A 25223-nucleotide genomic window follows, 5' to 3' on the forward strand; every position below is an offset into this window, starting at 1 on the left:
CGTGGCGGCGTAACCGCCCGCCCGGCGAAGCCCCTTGGCCCCACCGCGCGATCTCCGCGCGGTTCGGACCCGGCCGGCCTGCCTCAGCGTCACCGAGGCAGGCCGGCTTTGTGTCGTCCCTCTCCGCCCTGCGGCACGCCGGTTCGTGGAGAGCTCGTACAGAATCCCGCACGGGGCTAGGCCCGCGCCCCCTCTTGCTATACCTTGCGTCTAATAAGCTTGCTAGACACGGCGTCTAACAAGCGAGGGCGGCGCTCGGCGGCCATCGATCTCATCGGGCGGGAACGCGATGGGGGACGGGGCGGGGGCGGCGCCGGGCCGATCTCTCGAGTCAAGGAGCCGCACCATGTCAAGCAGCACCGTTCGGCCGGAGGACCAGGACCAGGGCCGGCTCGCCGAGCAGGACGTCGCCCGACGCCTGCTCGACTCGGCCGCCAAACTGTCGTACGACCCGGCCACCCAGGTCGACTGGGAGACCCCGCTCGATCCGGACCACCACGGCGCGAGCCCCGAGTGGAGCACGCTCTACGGCACCGCGTACTGGGGCGAGTTGACGGACGCCCAACGCAAGGCACTCACCCGCCAGGAAGCTGCGTCGGTCGCCAGCACGGGCATATGGTTCGAGATGATCCTCCAGCAGATGGTGCTCCGCGACATGTACGCGAAGGACCCGACCGACCCCCGGTTCCAGTGGGCGCTCACCGAGGTCGCCGACGAGTGCCGCCACTCGATCATGTTCGCCCGGGGCGCCGCCAAGCTGGGCGCACCGGCCTACCGGCCGCGCCGCCCCGTGGTGGAGCTGGGACGCGCGTTCAAGACCCTGGCCTTCGGCGAGGCGGCCTACGCGGCGATACTCGTGGCCGAGGAAGTCCTCGACGTGATGCAGCGTGACTGGATGCGGGACGAGCGGGTCGCGCCCTTCGTCCGCACCATCAACAACATCCATGTCGTGGAGGAGTCGCGGCACATGAAGTTCGCCCGCGACGAGACCCGCAAACGGCTGCGGGACGCGGGCGCGGTGCGGCGGCAGCTCAACGCGATCGTCGTGGCGATCGCCTCGTACTACATCGTCACCAGCATGGTGAACCGGGACGTCTACGCGAACGCCGGCCTGGACCCCCGGCGCGCCCGCGCCGAGGCCAAGGTCAACGAGCACCACAAGTCGCTGATGAGGTCCAGCTGTTCGGGACTGATGGAGTTCCTGGCCTCGGCCCGGCTGCTGACCGGGCCGGCGCTGTTCTTCTACAAGCGCGCCTCGCTCATCTGATCCCGGGCCGTACGCGCCTCGGCCGATCCGCTGCGGACCGTACGCCCCACGGCCGGCGGTCCGAACACCCGACCGGAGGAACCGCGTCGATGATCCGCGCCGACGATCCCCGACCACGACCCGAGACGACGAGATGACCTACGCCATCACCCAGACCTGCTGCTCCGACGCCACCTGCGTCGCCGTCTGCCCCGTCAACTGCATCCACCCGACCCCCGAGGAGCGGGCGTTCGGCAGTACGGAGATGCTCTACGTCGACCCGGAGACCTGCATCGACTGCGGGGCCTGCGCCGACGCCTGCCCGGTCGACGCGATCTTCCCGGTGGACAGCCTCTTCGGGGCGCAGAAGGAGTACGCCGCCATCAACGCGGCCTACTTCGCGGACCGGGAGCCCGAACCCGCCCCGGACGGGCCGAACTTCCACACCTGGGGCGAGCCCACCTTCGTACGCAGCCTGCCCTCCGACTTCGCCCCGATCCGGGTGGCGGTCGTCGGCACCGGACCCGCCGGCATGTACGCCGCCGAGGACCTGCTCCTGCACACCGGCGCCGAGGTGACCCTGGTCGACCGGCTGCCGGTGGCAGGCGGCCTCGTCCGCTACGGCGTGGCGCCCGACCACCCCGCGACGAAGAAGGTCGGCGAGACCTTCGCCCGCTTCCACTCCCACCCCCGGGTTCGGATGCATCTGGGCGTCGAGATCGGCAAGGACATCACGGTCCAGGAGCTCGCCGCCCACCACGACGCGGTGATCTACGCGGTCGGCGCGTCCACCGACCGCCGGCTCGGCATCCCGGGGGAGGACCTGCCCGGCAGCGGCTCGGCCACCTCGTTCGTCTCCTGGTACAACGCCCACCCGGAGGTGGCACCCGGGTCCGTACGCCTGGCCGCGGAACGCGTGGTCGTCGTCGGCAACGGCAACGTCGCCCTCGACGTCGCCCGCATCCTCGTCACGGACCCGGACACGCTGGCCGCCACCGACATCGCCGACCACGCGCTCGCGGCACTGCGGGGATCGAAGGTCCGCGAGGTGGTCCTGCTGGGGCGGCGCGGCCCCGAGGACGCGGCCTGCACCGCCTCCGAGCTGCTCGCCCTGAAGCACCTGCCGGGCGTCGCACTCGTCGTGGACGACCACGACCCCAGGACCGGCGCCGAGATCGACGCGGCGGCCCCGGGCGGGAGGGCGGCCCTCCTGCGGGACGTGGAGCGCCGGGTGGTGGACTGGTCGCAGCCGCCCGCACCCGGGCGGCGCATCGTCTTCCGCTTCCACTCCGCACCGATGGAGGTGCTGGGCGAGGATCGCGTCACGGCCGTGCGCGTCACGGCGGGCCCGCGCGAGCAGGACATCGCGGCCGGCCTGATGCTGCGGGCGATCGGCTACCGGGGCGTGGCCGTGCCGGGCCTGCCCTTCGACGAGGCGTCCGGGACCGTACCGCACGAGGGGGGCCGGGTGAGCGGCATGACCGGGGCGTACGTCGTCGGCTGGATCAAGCGCGGCCCATCGGGCGGCATCGGCGCCAACCGCACCTGCGCGGCCGAGACCGTCAAAACGCTGCTGGCCGACGCGGTGGCGGGCACGCTGACCCCGCCGGCCCACCCGTCCTCGGCGTTCCGCCGCTTGGCCCGCCGCCGCGGCCGTGATGTCGTCGACGCCCGGGGGCTGGCCGCCATCGACCGGGCGGAGGTGGCCCGCGGCCGCGAACACGGCCGCCCGCGCGTCAAGCTCGGCACGGTGCCCGCACTGGTCGCGGCGGCGAAAGGCCGCCGTCGGAAGATGCCGAGCTGATCTGCCCTGTACAGAGCTGAGCCCCTGTACAGAGCTGATGCCCAGGACAGAGCTGAGGCCCCACCGGTGGGAAACCGGTGGGGCCCCAGCCGTTCGTGCAGGCGGGAGGGGGGTGCCCGCATGAACTCGGGTCAGAGGGTCTCGTACCCGCTGAACGCCGGATCGCACCTGCGGTCAGCGGATTTCGGGACTGCCCCCGGACGCCGTCAGCTCGGCCAGCTTCTGGAATTCACCCAGGTCGTAGTTGGCCAGCGCCGAATCCAGATTGGTCAGCGCGCCGAGGTGTTCGATGAACCCCTCGGGGTCGTATTCGATCTGGAGCGCGACCCGGCTGGAATGGTCGTCGAGCCGGTGGAACGTGACCACCCCGGCGTGATGGACCCCTTCGGTCGTCTTCCACGCGATGCGGTCCTCCGTGACGACCTCGGTCAGCTCCGCGACGAACCCCTTCTCCGCCCCGGGCAGCGACAGCTGCCAGGCGAAACGCCGCTCGTCCAGCGGGTCGACCCGCTGCACGTGGCTCAGGAACTTCGGCCACTGGGTGACATCGCTCCACAGCGCCCAGGTGACGGCGACCGGGGCCTTGATGTCGACGGTCTCGACGATGGAGGAGGACATGCACAACCACCTTGCTTTTCCTCGGATGCGGCTTGCGCTGCCTACTACCCGCATCCATTCCGCCCACGCGCGGAGCCGACCGACAGAAATCCTTTATGAGGCGCATACTCGGAGGTAGTCGGCATTGTTTGGAGGGCTCCATGATTGTCCTCGGTGTCATTCTGTTGGTGATCGGCCTGGTGGCCGGCATCTCCGTCCTCTGGACCATCGGCATCATTCTCGTGGCCATCGGTCTGGTGCTCTGGCTCCTGGGGGCGACGGGCCGCGCGGTGGGTGGAAGGCGCCACTACTGGTAGCCCGCCGGGTGAGGAGCCCGCATCCCGCACAACCGTCGCCGCCGCTCCCGTACCGGGACGGCGGCGACGGCCGGTTGTCAGTGCCTCCTTCTACGGTGTGAGCAGTGAGACCCGCCGGAACGGCCGCGGGTCCGCCCTGGGGAGGGGTCTGCCATGTCCGCCGCGTCCACGGTCTCGACGACGACGTATCTGGAGCTGTCACAGGAAGGCGCCGGTGCGCACAAGTTCTACGAGGTGACGGTGGAGGGCTTGGTGGTGACCGTGCGCTACGGGCGAATCGGTGCCGCCGGGCAGACCCAGACGTCGACGTTCGCCACGCTCGCCAAGGCGCAGGCCGCAGCGGCGAAGAAGGTGGGGGAGAAGGTCCGCAAGGGGTATGCCCCCGCCGTCCCCGGTCAGCGCGCGCCCCGGTCGGTGACCCGCCGCCAGGTCACCTCGGCCCCCTCCACCGCGCGCGCCGTGGCCCCTGTGCTGTGGCGCTTCCGCACCGGCTCCTCGGCGTTCGGCATCCATGTGGACGACGAGCAGTGCTGGGTCGGCAACCAGGCGGGCGATGTGTTCACCCTGGACCACGACGGCGCGGTCCTCGCCCGCTTCAGCCTGCCTGACGGCGTGAAGTGCCTGGTCGCCGACGACTTCTGGATCTACGCGGGCTGCGACGACGGCCGGGTCTACGACCTCTCCTCCAAGCTGCCGTTCGCGGCGTACGACATCGCGGCCGATGTCGACATCTTCTGGCTCGACATCCACGAGGGCCTGCTGAACGTCTCGGACCGCGACGGCCGGCTGACCGTCATCGACCACGAGGACGAGCACCAGTGGGCGCGCCGCAGCCAGGGCGAACACGCCTGGATGGTCCGGGCCGACGACCGGGCGGTCTACCACGGCCACCACCGCGGCGTCACCGCCTACGCCCCGGACGGTGGCGGCGAGTTGTGGCACACGCCCACCCGTGGCGGTGTCCTGTTCGGCTGGCAGGAGGAGGACGCGGTGTACGCGGGTACGGCGCACCGGGCGGTCCAGCGGCTGTCGAAGGCCACCGGCGCGATCGAGGCCACATACGCCTGCGACAGCGCGGTGTACTCATGCGCCACCTCGCCCGGCGGCCGGTTCGTCTTCGCGGGCGACGCCTCGTCGTCCGTGTACTGCTTCGACCAGGACGGCACGCGCCTGTGGAAGCTCGGCACGGGCGGCGGGTCGGCGCTGTCGATGCAGTACCGCGACGGCCGGCTGTACCTGGTGACCACCGATGGCTCGCTGGTCTGCGTGGACGCGAGCGAGGCGGCCATCTCCGCGGCTCAGCAGGGCACGGTACCGGCGCCCCGGGACGTCAAGCTGGCAGCCGCACTGCCGACCTACGCGCCCGCCACGGCCGCCACCGCGGTCACCACCGTGACCCACGCCCCCGCCGGTTCGGTCGTCGTCGAGTGCGTCCAGGACACCGGCGGCCGCCTCCGGGTGCACGTGGTCTCCGGGGGCTACGACACCTCCTGGAACGTCCAGTTCCCGCGCGCGATACGGCAGCCCGGCGCGCGGTACGTGGTCGACGCCCTGCACGCTGCGGCAGGCGGCTTCTACCGGGTCCGGGGCGATATCCGACGGCTGGGGTGAGCGGCGTCGGAGGGCGGGCCGACGGTCGGCCCGCCCTCCGCGGCGCCGGCCCGGGGTGCGGCTCATCGGATAACTCCCGCCCGGCTGATGGGAGCGCTTCCATCAGCTCAACGGCCGCATGAAACAAGGTGATCGAGTCGCACCGCTTGACATGCACCGGCGGCGGCGCCACCTTGGGAGCGCTCCCACAGTCATGTCCGCCCCACTTCGCACGCCTCATCTCCTGAGCACCACGTACCCCTGAGCCCGTCCGCCGGATTCCCGTGGCGGACGTACGAGAGGAGCACGGAGCCGCAATGAGCAGCAGAGGCACCACCCCGCACGCACCGCGCGGCAGGGCGCGCGCCAGAGCGGTCGCCGCTCTGTCCGCCCTGGTCATGGGCGCATCCCTCGCCATCGCCTCACCCGGCCCGGCGGCGGCCGCCGCCCGCGTCGACAACCCCTACGCAGGCGCGACCCCGTACGTGAACCCCGACTGGTCCGCCAGGGCCGCCGCCGAACCGGGCGGCGACGCGATCGCCGACGAGCCGTCGTTCGTCTGGATGGACCGCATCGCCGCGATCGACGGCACACCCGGCGCGCGAGGCCTGCGCCGGCACCTCGACACGGCGGTGAGCCAGGGAGCCGACCTCTTCCAGGTCGTCATCTACAACCTCCCCGGCCGGGACTGCGCCGCGCTCGCCTCCAACGGCGAACTCGGCCCCACCGAGCTCGGCCGCTACAAGAGCGACTACATCGACCCGATCGCCGACATCCTCGGCGACCCCGCCTACGCGAGCCTGCGCATCGTCACCCTCATCGAACCCGACTCGCTGCCCAACCTGGTCACCAACGCGGGAGGCACCGCCGGCTCGACCCCGGAGTGCGCCACGATGAAGGCGAACGGGAACTACGAGAAGGGCATCGGGTACGCCCTGCACACACTCGGTGCCCTCCCCAACGTCTACAACTACGTCGACGCGGCCCACCACGGCTGGCTCGGCTGGGACTCCAACTTCGTCCCGGCGGCGCAGCAGTTCAAGAAGGCCGCCACGGTGGAGGGCGCGTCGGTCTCCGACGTCCACGGTTTCATCGTGAACACGGCCAACTACTCGGCCCTCGAGGAACCGCACTTCAAGGTGACGGACTCGGTGAACGGCGCCACGGTGCGCCAGTCCTCCTGGGTCGACTGGAACCACTACGTGGACGAGCTCTCGTTCGCTCAGGCCCTGCGCGCCGAGTTGGTCCGCCAAGGCTTCGCCACCGGCATCGGCATGCTCGTCGACACCGCCCGCAACGGCTGGGGCGGCCCCGCCCGGCCCACCGGCCCCGGGCCCTTGACCAGCGTCGAAGCCTACGTCGAAGGCAGCCGCACCGACCGCCGCATCCACACGGGCAACTGGTGCAACCAGAGCGGCGCGGGCGTCGGCGAGCGCCCGACGACCGCTCCCGAGCCCGGGATCGACGCCTACGTCTGGGCCAAGCCGCCGGGCGAGTCCGACGGCAGCAGCAAGCCCGTCGACAACGACGAGGGCAAGGGTTTCGACCGGATGTGCGACCCCACGTACACCGGCAACGGCCGCAACGGCTTCAACCTCACGGGCGCCCTGCCCGACTCCCCGGTCGCCGGGCACTGGTTCTCCCGCCAGTTCCAGGAGCTCCTCCGCAACGCCAACCCACCGCTCGACGGCGGAAGCGGCGGCGGGCAGGACACACAGGCGCCGACCGCGCCCACGGCGCTGCGGGTGACGGCCAAGTCCAGCACCAACGTCACCCTGGCCTGGACCGCGTCCACGGACGACCGGGCCGTCACCGGGTACGACATCCTCCGCAGCGGCACACGCGTGGGCTCGACCGCTTCGACGACCTTCACCGACACCGGGCTCGCGCCGTCGGCCACCTACAGCTACACGGTCAGGGCCAAGGACGCGGCGGGCAACCTTTCGGCGGCGTCGCCGGACCTGCCCGTCACCACCGAGGCGGGCGGGGGCACGGGAACGGGCGCTCTCAAGGTCCAGTACCGGAACACCGACTCCGCCCCGACCGACAACCAGATCCGGATGGCCCTCCAGGTGGTCAACACCGGTGCGTCCGCGGTCGATCTGTCCGCGGTGAAGGCCCGCTACTGGTTCTCCCCCGAGTCCGGAGCGAGTACGTTCGGCACGGCCTGCGACTACGCGGTGCTGGGCTGCGGCAACGTCACCCACGCCGTCCGTCCGGCGAGTGCGACGGCCCCCGGGGCCAGCCACCACCTGGAGGTGGGTTTCGGCGGTGGCACCCTGGCGGCGGGCGCCTCGACCGGAGAGATCCAGCTGCGGTTCAACAAGAGCGACTGGTCGGCCTACCAGGAGGCCGACGACTACAGCCGCGCCACCGGCACCACCTACGCCGACGCTCCGAGGATCGGCCTCTACGTCGGCTCCACCCTCGCCTGGGGCACCGCCCCCTGACCTGACCTGACCTGACCTGACCTGACCTGACCTGACCTGACCTGACCTGACCTGGCACTTCGCGGTGGACGACTACGGCTACGGCGCCCGCGTCCACCGCGAAGTGATCGGCTTGGAGCGCCCGCACACCGGAGCCGCCTGCTCCTGACGGTGGCGGTGGCCACCGACATCCTGAACATCTGGAGCCACCCCGCCGAGGAGGTGGCGGCCCGTATCGCCGCCGTCGAAGAGGCCGCGCGCGGACGCTTCGTCCTCGGCCCGGGCGTCAGCCACGGCCCGATCGTGCCGCAGTACGCGAAGCCGTACAGCGCGATGGTCGCCTACTCGACGCGCTCGACGCGGCCACCCCGTCCGTGCAGCCCGGAGAGCGGGTCTGGGCGGTGCTCGGCCCGAAGACGCTGAAGCTCGCGGCCGACCGGTCGCTGGGCGCACATCCGTATCCCGTCACCACCGAGCACACGGCCGAGGCCCGTTAGGCGCTCGGCCCTGACGTCCTGTTGGCCCCCGAGCTGACGGTCGTCCTGGACACCGACCTCGACCGGGCCCGCGCCACCGCGCGGACCACGCTGGGGATGTACCTCCAACTGCCCAACTGCCTAACTGCTCAACTGGTCCGCCTGCTCGACGCCCTCTTCGCGCTGGGCGACGCGGGGCACACCGGCCGACGCGTTCGGCGACGAGTTGTAGGGCGGCCCGGGGTAAGGCGCTTTGCGGGGCGGCCCAGGGGAAAGGGTGGGAGCGGGAATATTCTCGTGGGCGGTGTTGTCAACGCTGGGCCCCTGCACACCACCCACCTCTTGGAGCAACGTGCCCGAGACCGTTCCCGTCACCTCCAGCGTTCGTCCGCAGCTCCGGGCCCTGCCCGCGCAGGCCGAGCGGCTGATCGAACTGGGAGTCCACCAGCTCGCCGGACTCACCGAGGCGGAGCTGCGCTCCTTCGCCGACACCGCCGAGGTCCCTGAGGACGGCGACCGCACGCTGCTCGCCGTCCACCCCGACCGGGCTCCCGCCTCCGCCATCGCACCGCTGCTCCGGCGCGACGGCAAGCCGGGCTTCGTCGTCACCGACATGCCCGATGTCGACCTCTTCGCCCCGCTCGACGACCTCGTCCTGCCGGACGCACCCCTCTACCTCGTCACCGGCCTCGACCGTGGCGATCAGATGGCCAACTGGAGCCCGAACGAGGCGCTGCCCGCCCTCGGCGCCGAGGCGCGCACCCCGCTGGTGCTCACCGAGGGCATCCACTGGGTGCTGCAACAGCCGGACGTCCTGGAGCGCAACCACTGCTTCATGACCATCGGCTCCCGGCTCCGCAAGGCCAAAGGTGCCCTGGACGCCCGTACCCCGGCACTCTGGATCAGCAACGGCACCGGGCGGGACGGCCGGGAGCGGCGCAACGCCCCCAAGGTCGGCTGGTGCTGGGCGGGTAACCGGCACACCTGGCTGGGCTTCGCCTCCTCGACGGGCCGCCGCGTCTAGACCCTCCTGGCGGTACGGCGACATGAGCGGCACCGGCGCCCCGGTGCCAGGCTCCCGGGGCCCGAAAGGCTCGCTGCGTGCCGGGGCGGACCGTGCCGTACGCACCCGCGCGGTACGCGGCGCGGGCGACGGCCTGGACGTCGTGGTCGTGGTGGCGACGGACCGCGACCTCCCCGCGGTCCCGTCCGGACCGGCGGACACCGCCGACGCGGTCCCGTCCGGACCGGCGGACACCGCCGACGCGGTCCCGTCCGGACCGGTGGACACCGCCGACGCGGTCCCGTCCGGACCGGTGGACACCGCCGACGCGGTCCCGTCCGGACCGGCGGACACCCCCGACGCGGCCCCGTCCGGACCGGCGGACACCCCCGACGCGGCCCCGTCCGGACCGGCGGACACCGCCCGACGCGGCCACGACCGCCGCCGCACGGGACGGGCGCGGGCAGCCGGCTGATCGAGCAAGGCCGCCCGCGCCGTCGCCCCGTACGGCCGACAGCGGTTGTCGGCTCAGACGAAGGCGCCGAAGCCGGTCACCGCCCGCCCCGTGATGAGCGTGTTGATCTCCCGGGTCCCCTCGTAGGAGTACAGGGCCTCCGCGTCGGCGACGAACCGGCCGATGCTGTAGTCGAGCACGATCCCGTTGCCGCCGAGAAGCTCGCGGCCCCAGCCGACTACCTCCCGCATACGGGTGGTGCAGTGCGCCTTCGCCATCGCCGAGTGCTCGTCGCGGAAGGTCCCCGCATCCTCCAGCTGGGCGAGCCTGACGACCATGCCGAGGCAGGAGGTGGCATCGCTCAGCATGCGGACCAGCAGATCCTGGACCAGTTGGAAGCGGGCCACGGGGCCCCCGAACTGCTCACGCTCACGGGTGTAGTCCAGGGCGATCCGGTACGCCGCCAGCATCACGCCCACGGCCTCCCACGCCACCCCGCTACGGGTGTGCCGCAGAACGTCCGCGGTGTCCCGGAACCCGTGGGCCTCCTGGAGCCGGTTCTCCTCCGGCACCCGGCAGTCCTGGAGGACGATGTCGGCGTTCTCGACCGTCCGCAACGCGATCTTGTTCTCGATGAGGCGCGCCGAGAAGCCGGGCGTCGAGCTCTCGACCACGAACCCCCGGACCTTGCCCTCGTCCCCCTCCTCCCGGGCCCAGACGACCACCAGGTCGGCGAAGGTGGCGTTGCCGATCCAGCGCTTCGCGCCGTTCAGCACCCAGGTGTCGCCCTCCCGCCGCGCGGTGGTCCGCAGGCCGGCCGCGACATCCGACCCGCCCTGCGGCTCGGTCAGCGCGAACGCCCCGATCTTCTCCATCCGCCCCATGACGGGCAGCCACCGCCGCCGCTGCTCCGCGGACCCGCAACGGGCGATACTGCCCATGGCGAGCCCCGCGTGGACCCCGTAGAACGTGGCCATCGACGCGTCGACGCGCGCCATCTCCAGCGCGATGAAGCCGCTGAGCAGGCTGCTCGCCGCGGTGCCGCCGCACTCCTCGTACGGCAGGCCCGCGATGCCGAGCTCACCGTACCGGGGGATGAGGTGGTGGGGGAACGACGCCTTCCCCCACCACGTGTCCGCGTGCGGAGCCACCTCTTCCCGCAGGAACGCCCGGACGCGGTGGAGCGTCTCGCGCTCCTGGTCGTCCAGCAGCTCCTCGAAGCGGTACAGGTCCTCGTTCAGAATGTTGTCAGCCATCGGTCCGCCCTCACGCAGCATGATCAGGGTCGCGCTCGTTCACTGCGGGGGCACCTACCCGGTGATCGACAGGGGATACCAGGACGGTCGCCGCCCGGCTACTCCTTCGGGGAGTCGACCGCCACGACGCAGGCCGAGGCGGAAAGGCCGCCGGCTTCGGCGACGACCTGGTAGTACCCCGGGGCGGCCAGGACGACGTGCGCGGTCCACGTATCAGGACGCCCCGCCACCTCGCGCAGCCGATGACGCCCGACCACCTCACCGGTCTCGGCATCGACGACAGATGGGCCGGAGCCGCCTTCGTCAGCAGCCGGGCGGAATGGTTCACCGACAGGCGCCAGTCGTACGGGAACTCCAGCGCGGCGTCGGGGTGCGCTACCACCGATCGGACTTCCTCGACGAGCCGGCCGTAAGGCGACAGGGCGCCGATCCGAGGAAGCCACGCGGGGCCACGGAGCAGGCCGGTGGGACGCAGTCGTTGACGCCGACCGTCTTCTTCGTCCTCCGTGACGGCCGGGGAAAGTCCCGCGCGGGAGGACAGCACGGTCTCCCAGAGGCGCTGGACTCCCCGGACCGTCTTCCCGCTCTCGATATCCGTAAGGACGCTTCCGGCGAATCCCGGCAGGATGACGACGGCATCCCCCGAGGAGGGCTTGTCCACTTCACGCCGGTAGGACTCGACCAGCCTCGCGGTCCACCGTGCGGCCTCAGCGGGGTGGTCCACCAGATGGTCGCCGACATCGCGCCCCCGGGCGATGCCGCTCCTGGCCTCCGACCGGTCCGGCGGAGCAACCGCGTCCGACGCCGGCTCCCGGCGCGTCGCGTCCGGCTCGGACGCGATCTCGACGTCGTGCGAAGGACGAGTCATCCCGGCTCGTCCTTTCCGGGACCCGAGCGGGACCTCGACCGGGCCCCAGTGACCGCCACGCCCGTCGACCTGGCCGTGTACGACACCAGCTCCGGCATCTCGTCGCCGATCTCGGCGGCCGGCTCACGGATCAACGTCGGGTGGCGCCGGTAGGCCCGCGCGCCCAGGTCGCGTACGCGTACGAGGGTGTCGGCGCGCAGGGCCTGCGCCTCCGCCGTGTCCGACGTCCCCGAGCGCCGGTGAACCCGTAGCTGGGCGGCGGCGACGGTCAGCAGCAGGATCCGCATGCAGCTCCTTCACCCGGCTCTCGACGGAATGGGTGCGCGTGGAGAGCTGTGAGTAGTACCGCACGGCCTTGCGGTGGATGCGCTCCACGACGGCAGGCTGGTCGCGGCGCGGCAGCGGGAGCATGACCCGGCATCTTATGTGGTGTACGGGACGGAGAGGGGTGGTTCACGTCAGTCGGTGGCACCACTCGGCCCGGGGAGGGCGACCAGGCGCAGGTAGCGCTCCCAGTCCCAGAGGGCGCCGGGGTCGGTGTGGTCGCTGCCCGGCACCTCGTGGTGGCCGATGATGTGCGTCCGGTCCCTGGGTATGCCGTGCCGTGCGCAGATGTCCGCGGTGAGGAGTGCCGAGCGCCGGTACATCACGTCGGTGAAGTACTCCGGGCGGTCCACCCACCCCTCGTGCTCGATGCCGATGCTGCGGGTGTTGACGTCCCAGTTGCCCGCGTGCCACGCGATGTCCTGTTCCTTGACGCACTGGGCGACATGGCCATCCCCGGAGCGCACCACGTAGTGGGCGGAGACCCGCTTGGCCGGATCGCCGAAGATGCCGATCGTCGGGGTGAACATCTGCTGGGCGACGTGGATGACGACGCGGTCGATCCGGCGCTCGGACGGGTGCGAGGGAACGGTGTAGTTCGCCGTGTCGGCCGGTGCCCAGAGGGCCGTCGGGTAGTCCGCAATGGCGGCCGAAGCGGCCACCGGCCGGGCCGAGGCCGGAAGCAGCGCCGCCGCCGCGGTGACGGCGGCCCCCTGGAGGAGCCTTCTGCGGTGCATCGCACTCCTGCTGGGGGGGCCGTGGCCCCTGTATGGCGAACGCGTGAGGGAAAGAGGAGGCCGAAGCCGTCTCCCGCTGACGACGTAGGGGAGAGGGCTCCGGTTCCCCCTCCCGCCGACGAACCCTCAGCCCTCCGCCGAAGCCTCCGCATGTATCCCCGCCAGCGCGCCCGCCGGGTCGTCGTCCGCCGGCCCTGCGGGCACCCAGCGGCCGCGCTCCTTGCGGTACGGCCACCACCGGCCCTCCCGGTCGTACCGCACCTGCACATCGGCGCCCGCCACCGTCCAGCGCGCCCGCGCCGCCCGCAACTGCGGCCGCTCGCCCTCCTCCCAGGCCGAGGCGAGCCGCGCGCGAGCCCGGGCGAGGGAGTCCGGGTCCGGGTCCCACTCCTCGTCCAGCACCGCCAGCGCCGCGACCCCTCCGTAGCGCCAGGCGCGCACCGCCGACTCCAGTTCCGCGCGCAGCCGGCCGGACCCCTTGGCCAGCCGCGCCGCGATCCACGGCTCCGGGCGGGCATCGGCGGCCAGCCGTACCGCGTCCTGCTCCGGCGTCAGCTCCGCCACGACCGGCTGCCGCGCGTGCCCCGGCGCCAGCGCCTCCAGCAGCATCCGGTGGGCCCGTACGGCGCTGTCGGCGGCCAGGATCTCCAGCGCCGCCGGTTCGACACCGGGCGGGGCGCCCGACTCCGTGTCCAGCGACGGCGGCAGCCCCGGCTCGTCGGGCACCGGCGGCCGGCCGGGCAGCGGCGGCAGGATGGAGCCCGCGGCGAACGCCTCGTCGGCCGGAACCCCGTACACCTCCCGCTCCACGCCCTCCGAGGCGCCGCCCCCGCCCTCCGCACCCCGCACCGCACGCGCGGTACTGCGGACCTGGAGCTCGTCCAGCAGCCTTCGCTCGTCACGTCCCCGCAGCAACAGCAGGACGAACGGATCCTCGTCCAGCAGCCGCGCCACCTGGTAGCACAGGGCGCCCGAGTGCGGGCAGTGGTCCCAGGTCCCGCAGGTGCACTCCGGCTCCAGGTCACCGATGCCGGGCAGCAGCTCCACCCCGGCACCCGCCGCGTCCTCCACCAGATGCGGCGGCATCTCACGGTCCAGCAGCGCCGCGATGTGCCCGGCCCGGTCCACCGCCATGTCCAGGAAGCGGTCCCACGCCTCGTCGCTGAGCTCCTGGAGCAGCACATCGCTCCGGTGACCCGTGCCGTCCCGGTCCCGGACGACGGCCGTGATCCGGCCGGGGCGTACGGAGACCGCTCCGACGCAGCCCTCCCGGGCGAGCCGCCGCCCCTTCTTGAGCTGCTGTCCGTCCAGTGCCGTGTCCTCAAGCGCCTTCAGCCACGCCTGACCCCACCAGGTCGAGGCGAAACCCCGGCCCGGTGCCGGAGGCAGCGGAGCGAACGTACGCTCGGGCCGCGACCCACCCCCGCCGCCGTCCACCGCGTCCGTCCCGTAGTCGTCGTCGCTCATCGCGCGCCCCCTCGTAGCTCGACCAGATCAGCCAGTTCCGCATCGGTCAGTTCGGTCAGTGCCGCCTCCCCGGAGCCCAGCACCGCGTCCGCGAGCCCCTGCTTGCGTGCCAGCATCTCGGCGATCCGGTCCTCGATCGTGCCCTCGGCGATCAACCGGTGCACCTGGACGGGCTGGGTCTGTCCGATCCGGTACGCCCGGTCCGTCGCCTGCGCCTCCACCGCCGGATTCCACCAGCGGTCGAAGTGCACGACATGACCGGCCCGGGTGAGGTTGAGCCCGGTCCCCGCCGCCTTCAGGGACAGCAGGAACACCGGGGCCCCGCCCGCCTGGAAGCGGTTCACCATCTCCTCGCGCCGCGCGACCGGCGTACCGCCGTGCAGGAACTGCGTACGCACCCCCCGAGCGGCCAGATGCTCCTCCAGGAGCCGCGCCATCCGTACGTACTGCGTGAACACCAGTACGGAGCCCTGCTCGGCCAGGATCGTGTCCAGGAGTTCGTCCAGCAGCTCGACCTTGCCCGAGCGGTCCGCGATCCGGGGCCGCTCCTCCTTCAGGTACTGCGCCGGGTGGTTGCAGATCTGCTTCAGCGCCGTGAGCAGCTTCATCACCAGCCCCCGCCGCTCGAATCCGTCCGCGCCGGAGATCTCGGCCAGGGTCTCGCGGACCACCGCCTCGTACAGCCCGGTCTGTTCCGCCGTCAGCGACACCGCCCGGTCGGTCTCCGTCTTCGGCGGCAGCTCCGGGGCGATGCCCGGATCGGACTTGCGGCGGCGCAGCAGAAAAGGGCTCACCAGGGCCGCGAGCCGCTCGGCCGCCCCCGGGTCGTTGCCACCCTCGACAGCGGCCGCGTACCGGGTACGGAAGGTGCCGAGCCGGCCCAGCAGTCCGGGCGTCGTCCAGTCCAGGATCGCCCACAGCTCGGACAGGTTGTTCTCCACCGGGGTGCCGGTGAGGGCGACGCGGGCCCGGGCGCCGATGGTGCGCAACTGCTGGGCCGTCGCCGCGTGCGGGTTCTTGACGTGCTGCGCCTCGTCGGTGACGACTATGCCCCAGGACGCGGCGGCCAGCCGGGGCGCGTCCAGACGCATCGTGCCGTACGTGGTCAGGACGAACTCGCCGTCCATCAGACCTTCCAGGGATCGTGACGTGCCGTGGAAGCGGCGTACGGGGGTGCCCGGCGCGAACTTCTCGATCTCCCGCTGCCAGTTGCCCATCAGCGACGTCGGGCACACCACCAGCGTCGGCCCGGCCGCCTCCTGGTCGCTCTGCCGGTGCAGGTGCAGAGCGATGAGGGTGATCGTCTTGCCAAGCCCCATGTCGTCGGCGAGGCAGGCGCCGAGGCCCAGCGACGTCAGGGTGTTCAGCCAGTTCAGGCCCCGCAGCTGGTAGTCGCGCAGCGTCGCGGCCAGCGCCTCGGGCTGCCCGATCGACTGCCCGGCCGCGGACTCCGGATCGGCCAGTCGCTTCCGCAACTCCTCCAGCCAACCCGTCGCCGCCACTTCCACGCGGCGCCCGTCCACCTCGGTGGAGCCGGTGAGCGCCGCCCCCAGGGCGTCGATGGGAGTGACCTTGCGGTCCTGGGTCTCCCGGGCCCGGCGCGCCTCCTGCGGGTCGATGAGGACCCACTGGTCGCGCAGCCGCACGATCGGCCTGCTCGACTCCGCGAGCCGGTCGAGCTCCGCGCGGCTCAGTTTCCGGTCACCCAGCGCGAAACGCCAGTCGAACGCCAACAGGGCATCGGCGGACAGGAACGAGGGAGTGTCCGCGACGGCCCGCCCCCGCCCCTCTCCCGCCGCACCGCTGTCGTCCCCGCCGGCCGGGCCGATCACCGCCCGTGCGGTCAGTTTCCTCGCCAGCTCCTTGGGCCAGTGCACCTGAACCCCCGTGGCGGCCAGAGCGCGGGATGCGGGTCCCAGCAGCTCGGCGATCTCCTCGTCGGCCGGCTCCACCGCTTCCGGCACCGCGGCGGACAGCAGCGGGGCCAGCGGCGGCCAGGCGCGCGCGGCGCGGCGCAGCGCGAGGAGAGCGTCCATGCGGGCCCGCGGTCCGAACGCCTCGGCGCTGCGGGTGCCGCCCGCCCAGACCTCGGCCGCGTCGGCGACCAGGGAGGGGTCGCTGACGCTGTGGACCTGCAGCACGGCCCGGAACGAAGGACCCGCGTCGTCATGAGGAGGGTCCCCGACGCTCGAAGAGGCCGCCCCGGTGACCTCGATGCGCAACGAGAGCCGTACGCCCGCGTCGTGACCGGCCGCCACATCGGCCGCCCAGACCCGCGCCTCGGGCAGGTGCTGCGGCTCCCGGGCGGCGAACGCGGGGCCCGCCGCGGCGAATCCGGCGGCGGGCGTCCGGGGCAGCCCGTCCGCCACCGCGTCCAGGAACGCCCGCAGCAGCCGTTCCGGTTCGGGCAGCAGCGGCGGTCCGTCCGCCGGTGCGCCGGTCTCCAGCGGGGTGGCGTGGGCGCTGGGCGGCATCGACGCCGCGAGCCCCCGGATCCGTTCCAGGTCCCCGGCGCCCAGCGGCCCGACCCGCCAGGCGTCCTGGTCGGTAGGACTCAGCCCCGGCAGCAGGAGACCGCGGGCGACGAACTGCAGCCCCAGCAGTGCGGCGGCGCCCCAGAAGGCGGTCGCGGGAGAGGCCTGCCCGTCGGCTCGCGCCCGGGTCAGTACGGGTAGGGCGTCGCGGACGGGAAGGTGCAGGGCGGGGACGGCACGTTGCCGGAGTTCGGCTCCGACCACGGTGAGCTCCGACAAGATCCCGGGCGCGTCGGGAGGGGCGCTGCCGTCCGGGTTCCAGAAAGCGATCATGCCGGTACGGGAGGGATCCGCGGGGATGAACACCGCGGAGCAGCGGGAGAGCTCGGAAATCTCGGAAGGCGTTGCCGCGGGGTGCCGGTGCACAGCGATGTCAGATTCCTCAAATTTGACTAGTGGGTCGGGGCCGCCGAGGGTAGTCCACTTGACATCACGATGGGCGGTCCGTGGCTGTGACCTGCCTCACTCACTCCTGACTCCCATGGGGTGGGTGCAGCTGGCACCACCACCGGGCACGGGGGTCTGCCCCAGGAAGAACGGGGAGGTGGCGCCATGGCTGCCGAAGGCCTCCGATCCGTACGTTCTATGAGGTCAGCGCATTTGTTCCAGAGACCGGAGACGTCATGCCCCAGGCGACAGCCACCGTTGCGGATCCCGCCGGTGACAGCAGTTCGGAACGGACCGGGCTCCCGGGTGCCGGCAGCGATTTCGCCCCGCTGCTGCGCGCGGTGAAGGGGCAGGGACTTCTTGAACGGCGCACCGGCCGGTACGCGATCGGCATCGCTGCCAATTTGATGGCCCTGGGCGGAGTGATCACCGCCTTCGCTCTGCTGGGCGACACCTGGTGGAGCCTGTTCCTCGCCCCTCCGCTGGCGGTCCTGTGGACCCGGACGGCCTTCGTCGCCCATGACGCGGGCCATTCCCAGATATCCGGTGACCGCAGGACGAGCAGGCTGCTCGGTCTGCTCCACGCCAACCTGCTCCTGGGAATGAACGAAGCATGGTGGAACGACAAGCACGTACGCCACCACGCCAACCCCAACCACGTCGACAAGGACCCCGATGTCGGCGTCGGCGCCCTGGTGTGGACCCAGAAGCAGGCAGCGCAGCGTGCGGGGTTCGCCCGCCGGCTCACCCGCAACCAGGCTCGGCTGTTCTTCCCGATGCTGCTGCTCGAAGGCATCGCGCTGAAGATCTACGGGTTCCAGTTCCTGCGCCGCCAGCCGGCCGGGGAACGGGCGGTGTCGGCTCTGCTGATGACCGGACATCTCGCCCTGTACGCGACCCTGCTGCTGACCACCCTGTCGCCCGGCAAGGCGGTCGTCTTCGCCCTGCTGCTGCACGCGCTGTTCGGTCTGCACCTGGGAATGGCCTTCGCCCCGAACCACAAGGGCATGGAGATGCCCGATCCGGACGGGGACCGCTGGAGCCACCTTCAGCGCCAGGTCCTGACCTCGCGCAATGTGCGCGGCGCGGTGCTCACCGACTGGTTCCTCGGCGGTCTGAACTACCAGATCGAGCACCACCTGTTCCCGAGCATGCCCCGGCCCCACCTGCGGCTGGCCCAGCCCTTGGTCAAGGCGCACTGCGAGAGCATCGGCATGCCCTACGCGGAAACCGGACTCGTCGAGTCCTACCGCCAGGCACTGGCCCATATGCATGAGGTCGGTGAACCGCTGCGATGACGGGCGCAACGGGGACAGGGATGACGGGCGCCACGGGCGCAGCGGGGGGAACGCAGGGACACCCGGACGCGTTGACAGGACAGGAGCGGCGCCGGCCGCGAAGGAGGCGTGGACCATGTCGAACGGTGCGAAGGTCGCTGTCGCGGGAGTGGTGGCCGCGGCCATCCTCTGGCCCCTGGTCGGATTCTGGTGGGCGCTGCTGGTGGTGATCGGCGTCCCCGTCGCGGGCTATCTGCTGCTGGACCCGTCCCAGCGGCGCAGGCTCCGCAGGATCAACCGCAAGGAGATCGGCCGCTGAGCCGGAAGCCCCGCACATGACGGAGGGCCCGCCGCCGGGTCAGGGTGACGCTCACGCCGGATGCGGAGCCAGCGCGTCCAGCGCCTCCAGCAGACCGGGCAGCGAAGGCCCGCGGCCGACGGGAAGGACCTCGCCCGGCTCCTCGTCCAGCAGGATCAGCGCTATGTCATCGGTCCTGGCGACCATCGACCACCCCGGGCCGTCGACGCGCAGGGTGCGGATGTCGGCGGAGGCGAAGACCGAGCGGATCCGGCCGGGCGGCGGCGGAGCCTTCGTATAGGCGAGCGCCTCCGACAGAGCCCGTCGTACGCCGGGGTGCTGACCGTCGGTCGCAGCGCCGGCCAGCTCCGTCCCCCCGGCGCGGACCGCGCCGTCGTCCCTCGGCCCGTCGTTCGCGCCTGCCTCCCCGGGCTGCTCCCCGCCCGGGCGGGCGAACTCCGTGTCGTCGATCTGCTCCCGCCACAGCGCCCACCGCTGCGCGATCTCGTCGGCCCCGAGCCGCCGTTGCGCGGGACCCCAGGATCCCGTGTCCGGAGGGGTCAGTGGGGCAGGGCCCACCCCGTCCGTCTCCGGGTCGTGCGGGGCGGGCACCCCGGGCGCGGCGACCGCCAGGGCCAGCGGCCAGCCAGGCAGCGCGCACACCACGGAGCGGTCATCGGGGGAGAGGTCGTACTCCATGCCGCAGTCCCACGCGGCGATGGCCACGGCCACCAGGGAGACGTCCTCCACGACCACGGTCCAGCGGGCCCCGTCGCCGTCCTGCCCGAGGACGAGACCGTAACCCTCCTCGTACGGTTCGAGGGCGAGCGCGGCGCACGCGGCCACGTAGTCGTCGCCCAGCACGCTCGGGAACCGGGCAGGGGTCAGCAGTACCGCGGTCAGCACAAGCAGCGCGTCGTCGGCGTCCGCACCGGCCACGGCGTCCTCCCCATCCCTGATCCCTGATCGCGCGGCCCACCCGTCACCCGGGCCCGCCCCACGTCGTCCGTCGGCGCACCCTACTACTGGGTAACCCTGGCGTCGAGGCCCCGAGAGGCACCGGAAGGCCGCACATCACCGCCACCTCGTCCGGTCACCGTGGCCGGGAAGGACCGGGGCGTACGGGACGATCCGCGTAGGGTTGGACCGTCGGACGAGCGAGGGGACGAGCATGGTTCAGCGGTACGACCGGCTGAAGGAGATCCAGCGGCTCGACCCGGAGCGGGACTTCCTGGAGATCTACCGCCTCACCGTCACCTACGAGTTCCCCTGGGACATCACCCGAGCCCTCGAACTGGCCCTCTACCGCACCTATGCCGTGCCCAGCATCGGCCGACTCCTGGCTGGGACGGCCGAGTTGACGGCGCGTTCACAACGGCGGTACGACGACACCGCCCTGCTCCTCGACACCGTGGTGGAGCACGGATTCGACACCGAGGAGGGCCGTACCGCCGTCCGCCGGATCAACCAGATGCACCGCAGCTACGACATCAGCGACGACGACATGCGCTACGTCCTGTGTACCTTCGTCGTCACGCCGAAGCGCTGGCTGGACGACTTCGGCTGGCGCCGGCTCTGCGACCACGAGCTGCGGGCCTTCGCCGCCTACTACCGCGCGCTGGGCGCCCGGATGGGGATCAAGGACCTGCCGCGGACCTACGAGGACTTCGAGCACGTCCTCGACACCTACGAGTACGAGCACTTCGGCTGGGACGAAGGGGCCCGCCAGGTCTCCGACGCCACCTTGGCGCTCATGGGCTCCTGGTATCCGGCACCGCTGGCCCCGCTCGTCCGGGGTGCCAGCCTGGCGCTCCTGGACGACCCGCTGCTGAGGGCGTTCCGCTACGACCGCCCCGGGCCCGTGGCCCGAGGGCTGACCCGGGGCGCCCTACGCCTGCGGGCCCACGCCGTCCGCCTCCTGCCGCCCCGGCGCAGTCCGCACTACGCGCGCCAGAACCCCGAGATCAAGGGCTATCCGGACGGCTACGAGATCGCCGCGCTCGGTACGTTCCCCACCCCGGGCGTCCGTGGCTGCCCGGTGCCCGGACATCGGCAGCAGCCGTCAGAGCCGCCCGCCGAGTGAGTCCAGGGTGGGGCCCGCAGCCGCTTCGGGCGGCGGGGTCCGTCAGGGGCGGCGTACGGCGAGGGCGAGAAAGCGGTCGTCCTCGTCGGTGTAGGAGTCCAGCCGCCATCCGGAGCCGGCCAGCAGCGCCCGCAGCCTGGGCTCGGCCCGCAGGTCGTCGTCGGTGAGGGTGCGTCCGTGCCGCGCGGCCAGGGCGGCCCGGCCGATCGGGTGGAACAGGGCCAGCACCCCGCCCGGCCGCACCACCCGGGCGAGCTCGGCCGTATCGGCCTCGGGGTGGGCCAGATGGGAGATCAGGCCGGCCCCGAACACCGCGTCCAGCGCCCCGTCGCGCAGCGGCAGTCGAGCGACATCGGCGCGGAGCAGCATGCCACCCGCCCCTCGCCCCGCCCGTGCCGCTTCCTCCAGCATCGCGGGGGTGAGGTCAACGCCCAGTACGGTCCCCCGCGGCCCGACCGCCGCGCGCAGCGCCGGGAGCGCGCGGCCGGTACCGCAGCCCGCGTCGAGCACGGCGTCCCCCGGCCGCAGCCCGAGCCGACCGATCGCGGCGCCATAGGCTGGGTCGTCGTCGGGGAACCGGCGGTCCCAGCCGGCCGCTCGCGGGGTGAAGAAGTCCAGGACAGGGGAGTGGTCATCGGCCATACGGACATCATCGCGCAGCCCTGGCCACACCGAACCGGTTCAGAGCCGCGCGGCTCACTCGGCGGGAGAAGTGGCCGATGTCCTTTGAGCCGGGAAGACGACCCCGGTCGACGCGGTCAGCGACATCCGGCCCCTGCGGACCGGGGCTGCTCAGCCAAACCGGACGAGGAGTGGACGACACGGCTGGGGTGGCAGGGAAGACCGCCTCAAGGGCAGCGATGGATTTCGGCCGTATTACCATCCATGCCGGTCTCTCGCTGTACCTGTTCGGCACGCCGGGGCGGAACCGCTTCCGGTTCCTGCGGGGCGAGCTGTCCGAAGGCGCCCTGGCAGCGGTCGTCCTCGCCGACACCCGGCGGCTCCAGGACCGCTTCGCGGCCGTCGACCACTCCGAGCGTCGGCGCATCCCGTTCGTCGTCGCCGTCAACTGCTTCCCGGGGCTCTGACCCTCTGCGCCGGACGACGTCTCGCACGCTCTTGACCTGGACCGGGGTACACCCGTCGTCCCGTGCGACGCCCGCGACCGGAACTCCGGGAAAGACGTCCTGATCCGTATGGTCGAGTACGCCGGGCATGTGCACACCGCCCGGCCCCTCGACTCCGTCGGCCGACCGCCCGGCGCCGGTGCGCGGTCGGTCAGTCGGCCATGTCGGCGAGGGCGGTCACCTTGTCGATCCGCACCCGCACCACCAGTTCACCGGGTACGCCGTTGCGCCGGCCGAACTCCTCGGCGGCCTCCGGCCCGACGTAGCGCCCGGCGATCCGCGTCGCCCACCGCAACAGCTCCTCGGGGTCCTCACTCAGCTCCGCCCGCCCCTGCACCACGGCGAACGCGTACGGTGGCCGGTCGTCGTCGACGCACAGGGAGACCCGTCCGTCGCGTTCCAGATTGCGGCCTTTCACACTCTTCCTGCCGGTGTTGAAGACCAGGGAGTCGCCGTCGAGCAGAAACCAGACGGGTGCGATGTGCGGACTGCCGTCCGCCCGCACGGTCGAAACCTTCGCGGTGCGGGTTCCCTCGGAGAGGAAGGCCCGCCATTCTTCGTCGGTCATGTGGTGCGCCATGGCCCCATCCTGTGCCGGAGGCCCGCGTGGCGCGAAGCGGCGCCCCGGACGGCGGGGGGCGCTTGCCCGTACGGAGGCGGTGCGCAAGGCTTACGCGCGGAGCGGGGGCACGGGGAACGAAGGCACGGGGAGGACGAGCAGATGGCGCTTGACCGGGGACTCGACTGGCTCCTGGACGATCTCACCAGCAGGGTGCGGTACATACGACACGCCCTGGTGCTGTCGAACGACGGCCTGGTCACCGGGGCCAGCACCGGACTGGCCCGCGAGGACGCCGAACACCTGGCCGCGGTCTCCTCCGGCCTGCACAGCCTGGCGCGCGGTTCGGGCCGGCACTTCCGGGCCGGCCGGGCCCGCCAGACCATGGTGGAATTCGATGAAGCCCTGCTCTTCGTGACCGCCGCGGGCGACGGCAGCTGCCTCTCCGTCCTGACCGCGGCCGAAGCCGATGTGGGGCAGGTGGCGTACGAGATGACCCTGCTCGTCAACCGGGTCGGCGAGCATCTCGGCGTCTGCGTCCGCCAGGCTGGTCCGGAGGGCACCAAACCTTTCTGACGCCGAGCGGAAACCCCTTCCGACGCCGAGCGGAAACCCTTTGTGACGTCTCACGGAACCCACTTCCGAACTGCGGCTTTCGTCGCCGAGACGGAGTTATCCACAGGCCCGACCACTGGTGACCCCGCCGAGCTACCGTGATCACGGAGAGTAGTTCAAGGCTCACGGGGAGGACGGCCATGACGGTCAAGGAAGCGATCCGCGCGCGGGTCGAGGGCGCCCAGGAGATCCGGGGCGCCGACGGGAGCAGGCATGAGGGTGCGCATCCCTCGCCCGACACGACGGCCGCCACGGTAGCGGCCGGTCGCGCGGCACAGGAACTGGGGCTGCGGCGCGGCGAATTCGAACTCGCCGTGCACCTCGGGTTGATCGCCGTCACCGCTGGGCCCGGCGGCGGCGGACGGCCGCGGGTGCGCGAGCGGGAGATCGCGCGCCTACGTGAAGACCCGGGATTTCCCGATGGGCTGGCGGAGCGGGTGCGCACCGTCGGCACCGCGGATGGCGCCGCTCTGCTCGGCATCGCCCCCGCGCGGTTCACCCGGCTGGCCCGAGCGGGCTGCGTCACGCCGGTCACGTTCTATCTGAACCGGTACCGAGCGGTGGTCTGGCTCTATCTCGCCGACGAGCTGGCCTCCTTCGCGGTGCGGGAGCCCGAACTGCTCGCCGGACGCACGCCGTTGGGGATGCGTACGATGCTGGAGGCGGGTGGCGACCGGAGGGCAAGGAACTGGCGGACCCAGCGCGTCGAACGGCTGCTGAACCGCACCGGCGACCCCTGGGCCCGGGCGGCGGTCGAGGCGTCCGCGTTGGACTCTGCCCACCTGGCGGAGGTGGTGGAGGACCCCTATGAACGCGCCTACCTGGCACGGGTCAGGCCGGAGCCCGTCTTCGGGCGACCGGGCTCCGTGGCGGCCAGGGAGACGATGGGGGAGCTGATGCTGGCGGACGATCCCGACGAGATCCTCTGGCGGCGAATCAACCTGACGCTCAGTCTGGACCATGCCCGCGAGGAACGGCCGGCCCCGCGACCGGGCGATGACCCCGGCGCGCGGATGGCGCCCGCCCCGGCATCGGCCCCGCCCGCGGCTCCGTTCCGGCCCCGGCTCGAACCGGTGCGGGCACCGTCCCCCTCGCCCCCTGCCGGGGACAAGTCCTCGTGCGTACGACAGCCCGGCGGGAAACGGATGCTCGCCAGGCTGGGATGGCGCCGCCGGGGCGACGGATAGGCGCTCGCGGAGGGGTGTTCGGGTCCGGCATCATGTCCGCATGTTGATCAGGGAAGCGACCACCGAGGACTGGCCTGCCATCTGGCCGTTCTTCCACTCCATCGTCGCCGCGGGCGAGACCCTCACCTACCCGCTCGACCTCGGGAAGGAGGACGCGCGGGGCTGGTGGTACGTCGCCGCGCCGAACCGGGTGGTCGTCGCCGTCGACGGCGACGGACGGGTCCTCGGCACGGCGAAGATGAACCGCAACCACATGGGAAATGGCTCGCACGTTGCCAGCGCCACGTACCTGGTCGACCCCGCCCACTCCGGCCAGGGGGTGGGGCGCGCCCTGTGCGAGTACTCGGTCGAGTGGGCCCGCACCGCCGGTTTCCGGGCCATGCAGTTCAACGCCGTGGTCGAGACGAACACGCATGCGGTCAAGTTGTACGAGTCCATCGGCTTCGAGGTGATCGGCACCTTCCCGGAGGGCTTCGACCACCCGACCGAGGGCTATGTGGGCCTGCACATCATGCACAAGGCCCTCTGAGCCTTCCGGACCGCGGCCTCAGCCCGCCGGTTGAGCCATCGTCGGCGGACAGCGCCGCC

At 72.1% G+C, this 25223-nt stretch carries 23 protein-coding genes and 2 pseudogenes; 15 read left to right on the forward strand and 10 right to left on the reverse strand.

The features are described from left to right. Window positions 1-346 precede the first annotated feature (346 nt). Together ACIQAK_RS19085 and ACIQAK_RS19090 are read left to right on the forward strand one after the other, a co-directional pair. Window positions 347-1267, forward strand: a complete 921-nt coding sequence (locus ACIQAK_RS19085; protein ID WP_366389105.1) for a diiron oxygenase — start codon at window positions 347-349, stop codon at window positions 1265-1267. A gap of 133 nt (window positions 1268-1400) precedes the next feature. Then, complete coding sequence (locus ACIQAK_RS19090) at window positions 1401-3050, forward strand: FAD-dependent oxidoreductase (RefSeq protein ID WP_366389104.1); 1650 nt, start codon at window positions 1401-1403, stop codon at window positions 3048-3050. 174 nt (window positions 3051-3224) lie between these two features. On the opposite strand, the gene ACIQAK_RS19095 is transcribed toward ACIQAK_RS19090, so the two are convergent. Next, on the reverse strand, window positions 3225-3668 hold the full coding sequence (locus ACIQAK_RS19095) for an SRPBCC family protein (RefSeq protein WP_366389103.1): 444 nt from the start codon (window positions 3666-3668) through the stop codon (window positions 3225-3227). Window positions 3669-3808: 140 nt separating this feature from the next. Between ACIQAK_RS19095 and ACIQAK_RS19100 the strand changes: the two genes are divergently transcribed. From ACIQAK_RS19100 to ACIQAK_RS19125, 6 genes and pseudogenes are all read left to right on the forward strand, one after another. Beyond that, window positions 3809-3964: a DUF6131 family protein gene (locus ACIQAK_RS19100; RefSeq protein ID WP_366389102.1), complete on the forward strand. Its 156-nt coding sequence runs from the start codon at window positions 3809-3811 to the stop codon at window positions 3962-3964. 153 nt (window positions 3965-4117) lie between these two features. Beyond that, window positions 4118-5575 carry a WGR domain-containing protein gene (locus ACIQAK_RS19105; protein ID WP_366389101.1) on the forward strand — a complete coding sequence of 486 codons (1458 nt, stop codon included), beginning with the start codon at window positions 4118-4120 and terminating at the stop codon, window positions 5573-5575. A 296-nt stretch (window positions 5576-5871) separates the two neighbouring features. Further along, a complete protein-coding gene (locus ACIQAK_RS19110; protein ID WP_366389100.1) occupies window positions 5872-8004 on the forward strand; it encodes a glycoside hydrolase family 6 protein in 2133 nt (710 codons plus the stop codon). Between the two features lie 147 nt (window positions 8005-8151). Further along, window positions 8152-8678 (forward strand): annotated as a pseudogene (locus tag ACIQAK_RS19115) (LLM class F420-dependent oxidoreductase); the annotation flags it as partial. A gap of 133 nt (window positions 8679-8811) precedes the next feature. Further along, on the forward strand, window positions 8812-9483 hold the full coding sequence (locus tag ACIQAK_RS19120; protein WP_366389099.1) for a DUF5701 family protein: 672 nt from the start codon (window positions 8812-8814) through the stop codon (window positions 9481-9483). A gap of 22 nt (window positions 9484-9505) precedes the next feature. Continuing rightward, on the forward strand, window positions 9506-9937 hold the full coding sequence (locus ACIQAK_RS19125; RefSeq protein ID WP_401848460.1) for a hypothetical protein: 432 nt from the start codon (window positions 9506-9508) through the stop codon (window positions 9935-9937). A gap of 53 nt (window positions 9938-9990) precedes the next feature. On the opposite strand, the gene ACIQAK_RS19130 is transcribed toward ACIQAK_RS19125, so the two are convergent. The 6 genes from ACIQAK_RS19130 to ACIQAK_RS19155 form a co-directional block, all read right to left on the reverse strand. After that, window positions 9991-11172, reverse strand: coding sequence for an acyl-CoA dehydrogenase family protein (locus tag ACIQAK_RS19130; RefSeq protein WP_366389097.1), 1182 nt, complete (start codon window positions 11170-11172; stop codon window positions 9991-9993). A gap of 98 nt (window positions 11173-11270) precedes the next feature. Continuing rightward, window positions 11271-11429: a hypothetical protein gene (locus tag ACIQAK_RS19135; protein WP_366389096.1), complete on the reverse strand. Its 159-nt coding sequence runs from the start codon at window positions 11427-11429 to the stop codon at window positions 11271-11273. Window positions 11430-12036: 607 nt separating this feature from the next. After that, window positions 12037-12327, reverse strand: a complete 291-nt coding sequence (locus ACIQAK_RS19140; RefSeq protein WP_366389095.1) for a hypothetical protein — start codon at window positions 12325-12327, stop codon at window positions 12037-12039. A gap of 171 nt (window positions 12328-12498) precedes the next feature. Continuing rightward, the gene (locus ACIQAK_RS19145) at window positions 12499-13101 is read right to left on the reverse strand and encodes an N-acetylmuramoyl-L-alanine amidase (RefSeq protein WP_366389094.1); all 603 of its coding nucleotides are present in this window, start codon (window positions 13099-13101) and stop codon (window positions 12499-12501) included. Between the two features lie 126 nt (window positions 13102-13227). Continuing rightward, the gene (locus ACIQAK_RS19150; RefSeq protein ID WP_366389093.1) at window positions 13228-14568 is read right to left on the reverse strand and encodes an SWF or SNF family helicase; all 1341 of its coding nucleotides are present in this window, start codon (window positions 14566-14568) and stop codon (window positions 13228-13230) included. Then, the gene (locus ACIQAK_RS19155; protein WP_366389092.1) at window positions 14565-17468 is read right to left on the reverse strand and encodes a DEAD/DEAH box helicase; all 2904 of its coding nucleotides are present in this window, start codon (window positions 17466-17468) and stop codon (window positions 14565-14567) included. Before ACIQAK_RS19155 ends, ACIQAK_RS19150 begins: the two co-directional genes overlap by 4 nt. Before the next feature lie 257 nt (window positions 17469-17725). Here ACIQAK_RS19155 and ACIQAK_RS19160 point away from each other — a divergent pair, with 257 nt between their 5' ends. Both ACIQAK_RS19160 and ACIQAK_RS19165 read left to right on the forward strand, forming a co-directional pair. Next, window positions 17726-18787 (forward strand): acyl-CoA desaturase, encoded by a 1062-nt coding sequence (locus ACIQAK_RS19160; protein WP_366389091.1) that lies wholly within the window; start codon window positions 17726-17728, stop codon window positions 18785-18787. Between the two features lie 115 nt (window positions 18788-18902). Further along, on the forward strand, window positions 18903-19085 hold the full coding sequence (locus ACIQAK_RS19165) for a hypothetical protein (protein ID WP_366389090.1): 183 nt from the start codon (window positions 18903-18905) through the stop codon (window positions 19083-19085). A gap of 51 nt (window positions 19086-19136) precedes the next feature. On the opposite strand, the gene ACIQAK_RS19170 is transcribed toward ACIQAK_RS19165, so the two are convergent. Next, window positions 19137-20003: a hypothetical protein gene (locus tag ACIQAK_RS19170; protein ID WP_366389089.1), complete on the reverse strand. Its 867-nt coding sequence runs from the start codon at window positions 20001-20003 to the stop codon at window positions 19137-19139. A 232-nt stretch (window positions 20004-20235) separates the two neighbouring features. On the opposite strand from ACIQAK_RS19170, the gene ACIQAK_RS19175 reads away from it, so the two are divergent. Further along, window positions 20236-21147: an oxygenase MpaB family protein gene (locus ACIQAK_RS19175; protein WP_366389088.1), complete on the forward strand. Its 912-nt coding sequence runs from the start codon at window positions 20236-20238 to the stop codon at window positions 21145-21147. Between the two features lie 42 nt (window positions 21148-21189). Here the strand turns inward: ACIQAK_RS19175 and ACIQAK_RS19180 are convergent, their stop codons facing one another. Continuing rightward, window positions 21190-21789 (reverse strand): methyltransferase domain-containing protein, encoded by a 600-nt coding sequence (locus ACIQAK_RS19180; protein WP_366389087.1) that lies wholly within the window; start codon window positions 21787-21789, stop codon window positions 21190-21192. Window positions 21790-21877: 88 nt separating this feature from the next. Here ACIQAK_RS19180 and ACIQAK_RS19185 point away from each other — a divergent pair. Continuing rightward, window positions 21878-22397, forward strand: a pseudogene (locus ACIQAK_RS19185) (GTP-binding protein); the annotation flags it as partial. 28 nt (window positions 22398-22425) lie between these two features. Here the strand turns inward: ACIQAK_RS19185 and ACIQAK_RS19190 are convergent. Beyond that, window positions 22426-22854: a PPOX class F420-dependent oxidoreductase gene (locus ACIQAK_RS19190; RefSeq protein WP_366389086.1), complete on the reverse strand. Its 429-nt coding sequence runs from the start codon at window positions 22852-22854 to the stop codon at window positions 22426-22428. A gap of 141 nt (window positions 22855-22995) precedes the next feature. On the opposite strand from ACIQAK_RS19190, the gene ACIQAK_RS19195 reads away from it, so the two are divergent. From ACIQAK_RS19195 to ACIQAK_RS19205, 3 genes are all read left to right on the forward strand, one after another. Next, window positions 22996-23409, forward strand: a complete 414-nt coding sequence (locus ACIQAK_RS19195; RefSeq protein WP_366389085.1) for a roadblock/LC7 domain-containing protein — start codon at window positions 22996-22998, stop codon at window positions 23407-23409. A gap of 179 nt (window positions 23410-23588) precedes the next feature. Next, window positions 23589-24635 (forward strand): DUF6397 family protein, encoded by a 1047-nt coding sequence (locus ACIQAK_RS19200; protein WP_366389084.1) that lies wholly within the window; start codon window positions 23589-23591, stop codon window positions 24633-24635. 40 nt (window positions 24636-24675) lie between these two features. Then, window positions 24676-25164 carry a GNAT family N-acetyltransferase gene (locus ACIQAK_RS19205; RefSeq protein WP_366389083.1) on the forward strand — a complete coding sequence of 163 codons (489 nt, stop codon included), beginning with the start codon at window positions 24676-24678 and terminating at the stop codon, window positions 25162-25164. Window positions 25165-25223 lie beyond the last annotated feature (59 nt).

It is taken from the genome of Streptomyces sp. NPDC088706 (genome assembly GCF_044752765.1).
Taxonomy (GTDB): domain Bacteria; phylum Actinomycetota; class Actinomycetes; order Streptomycetales; family Streptomycetaceae; genus Streptomyces.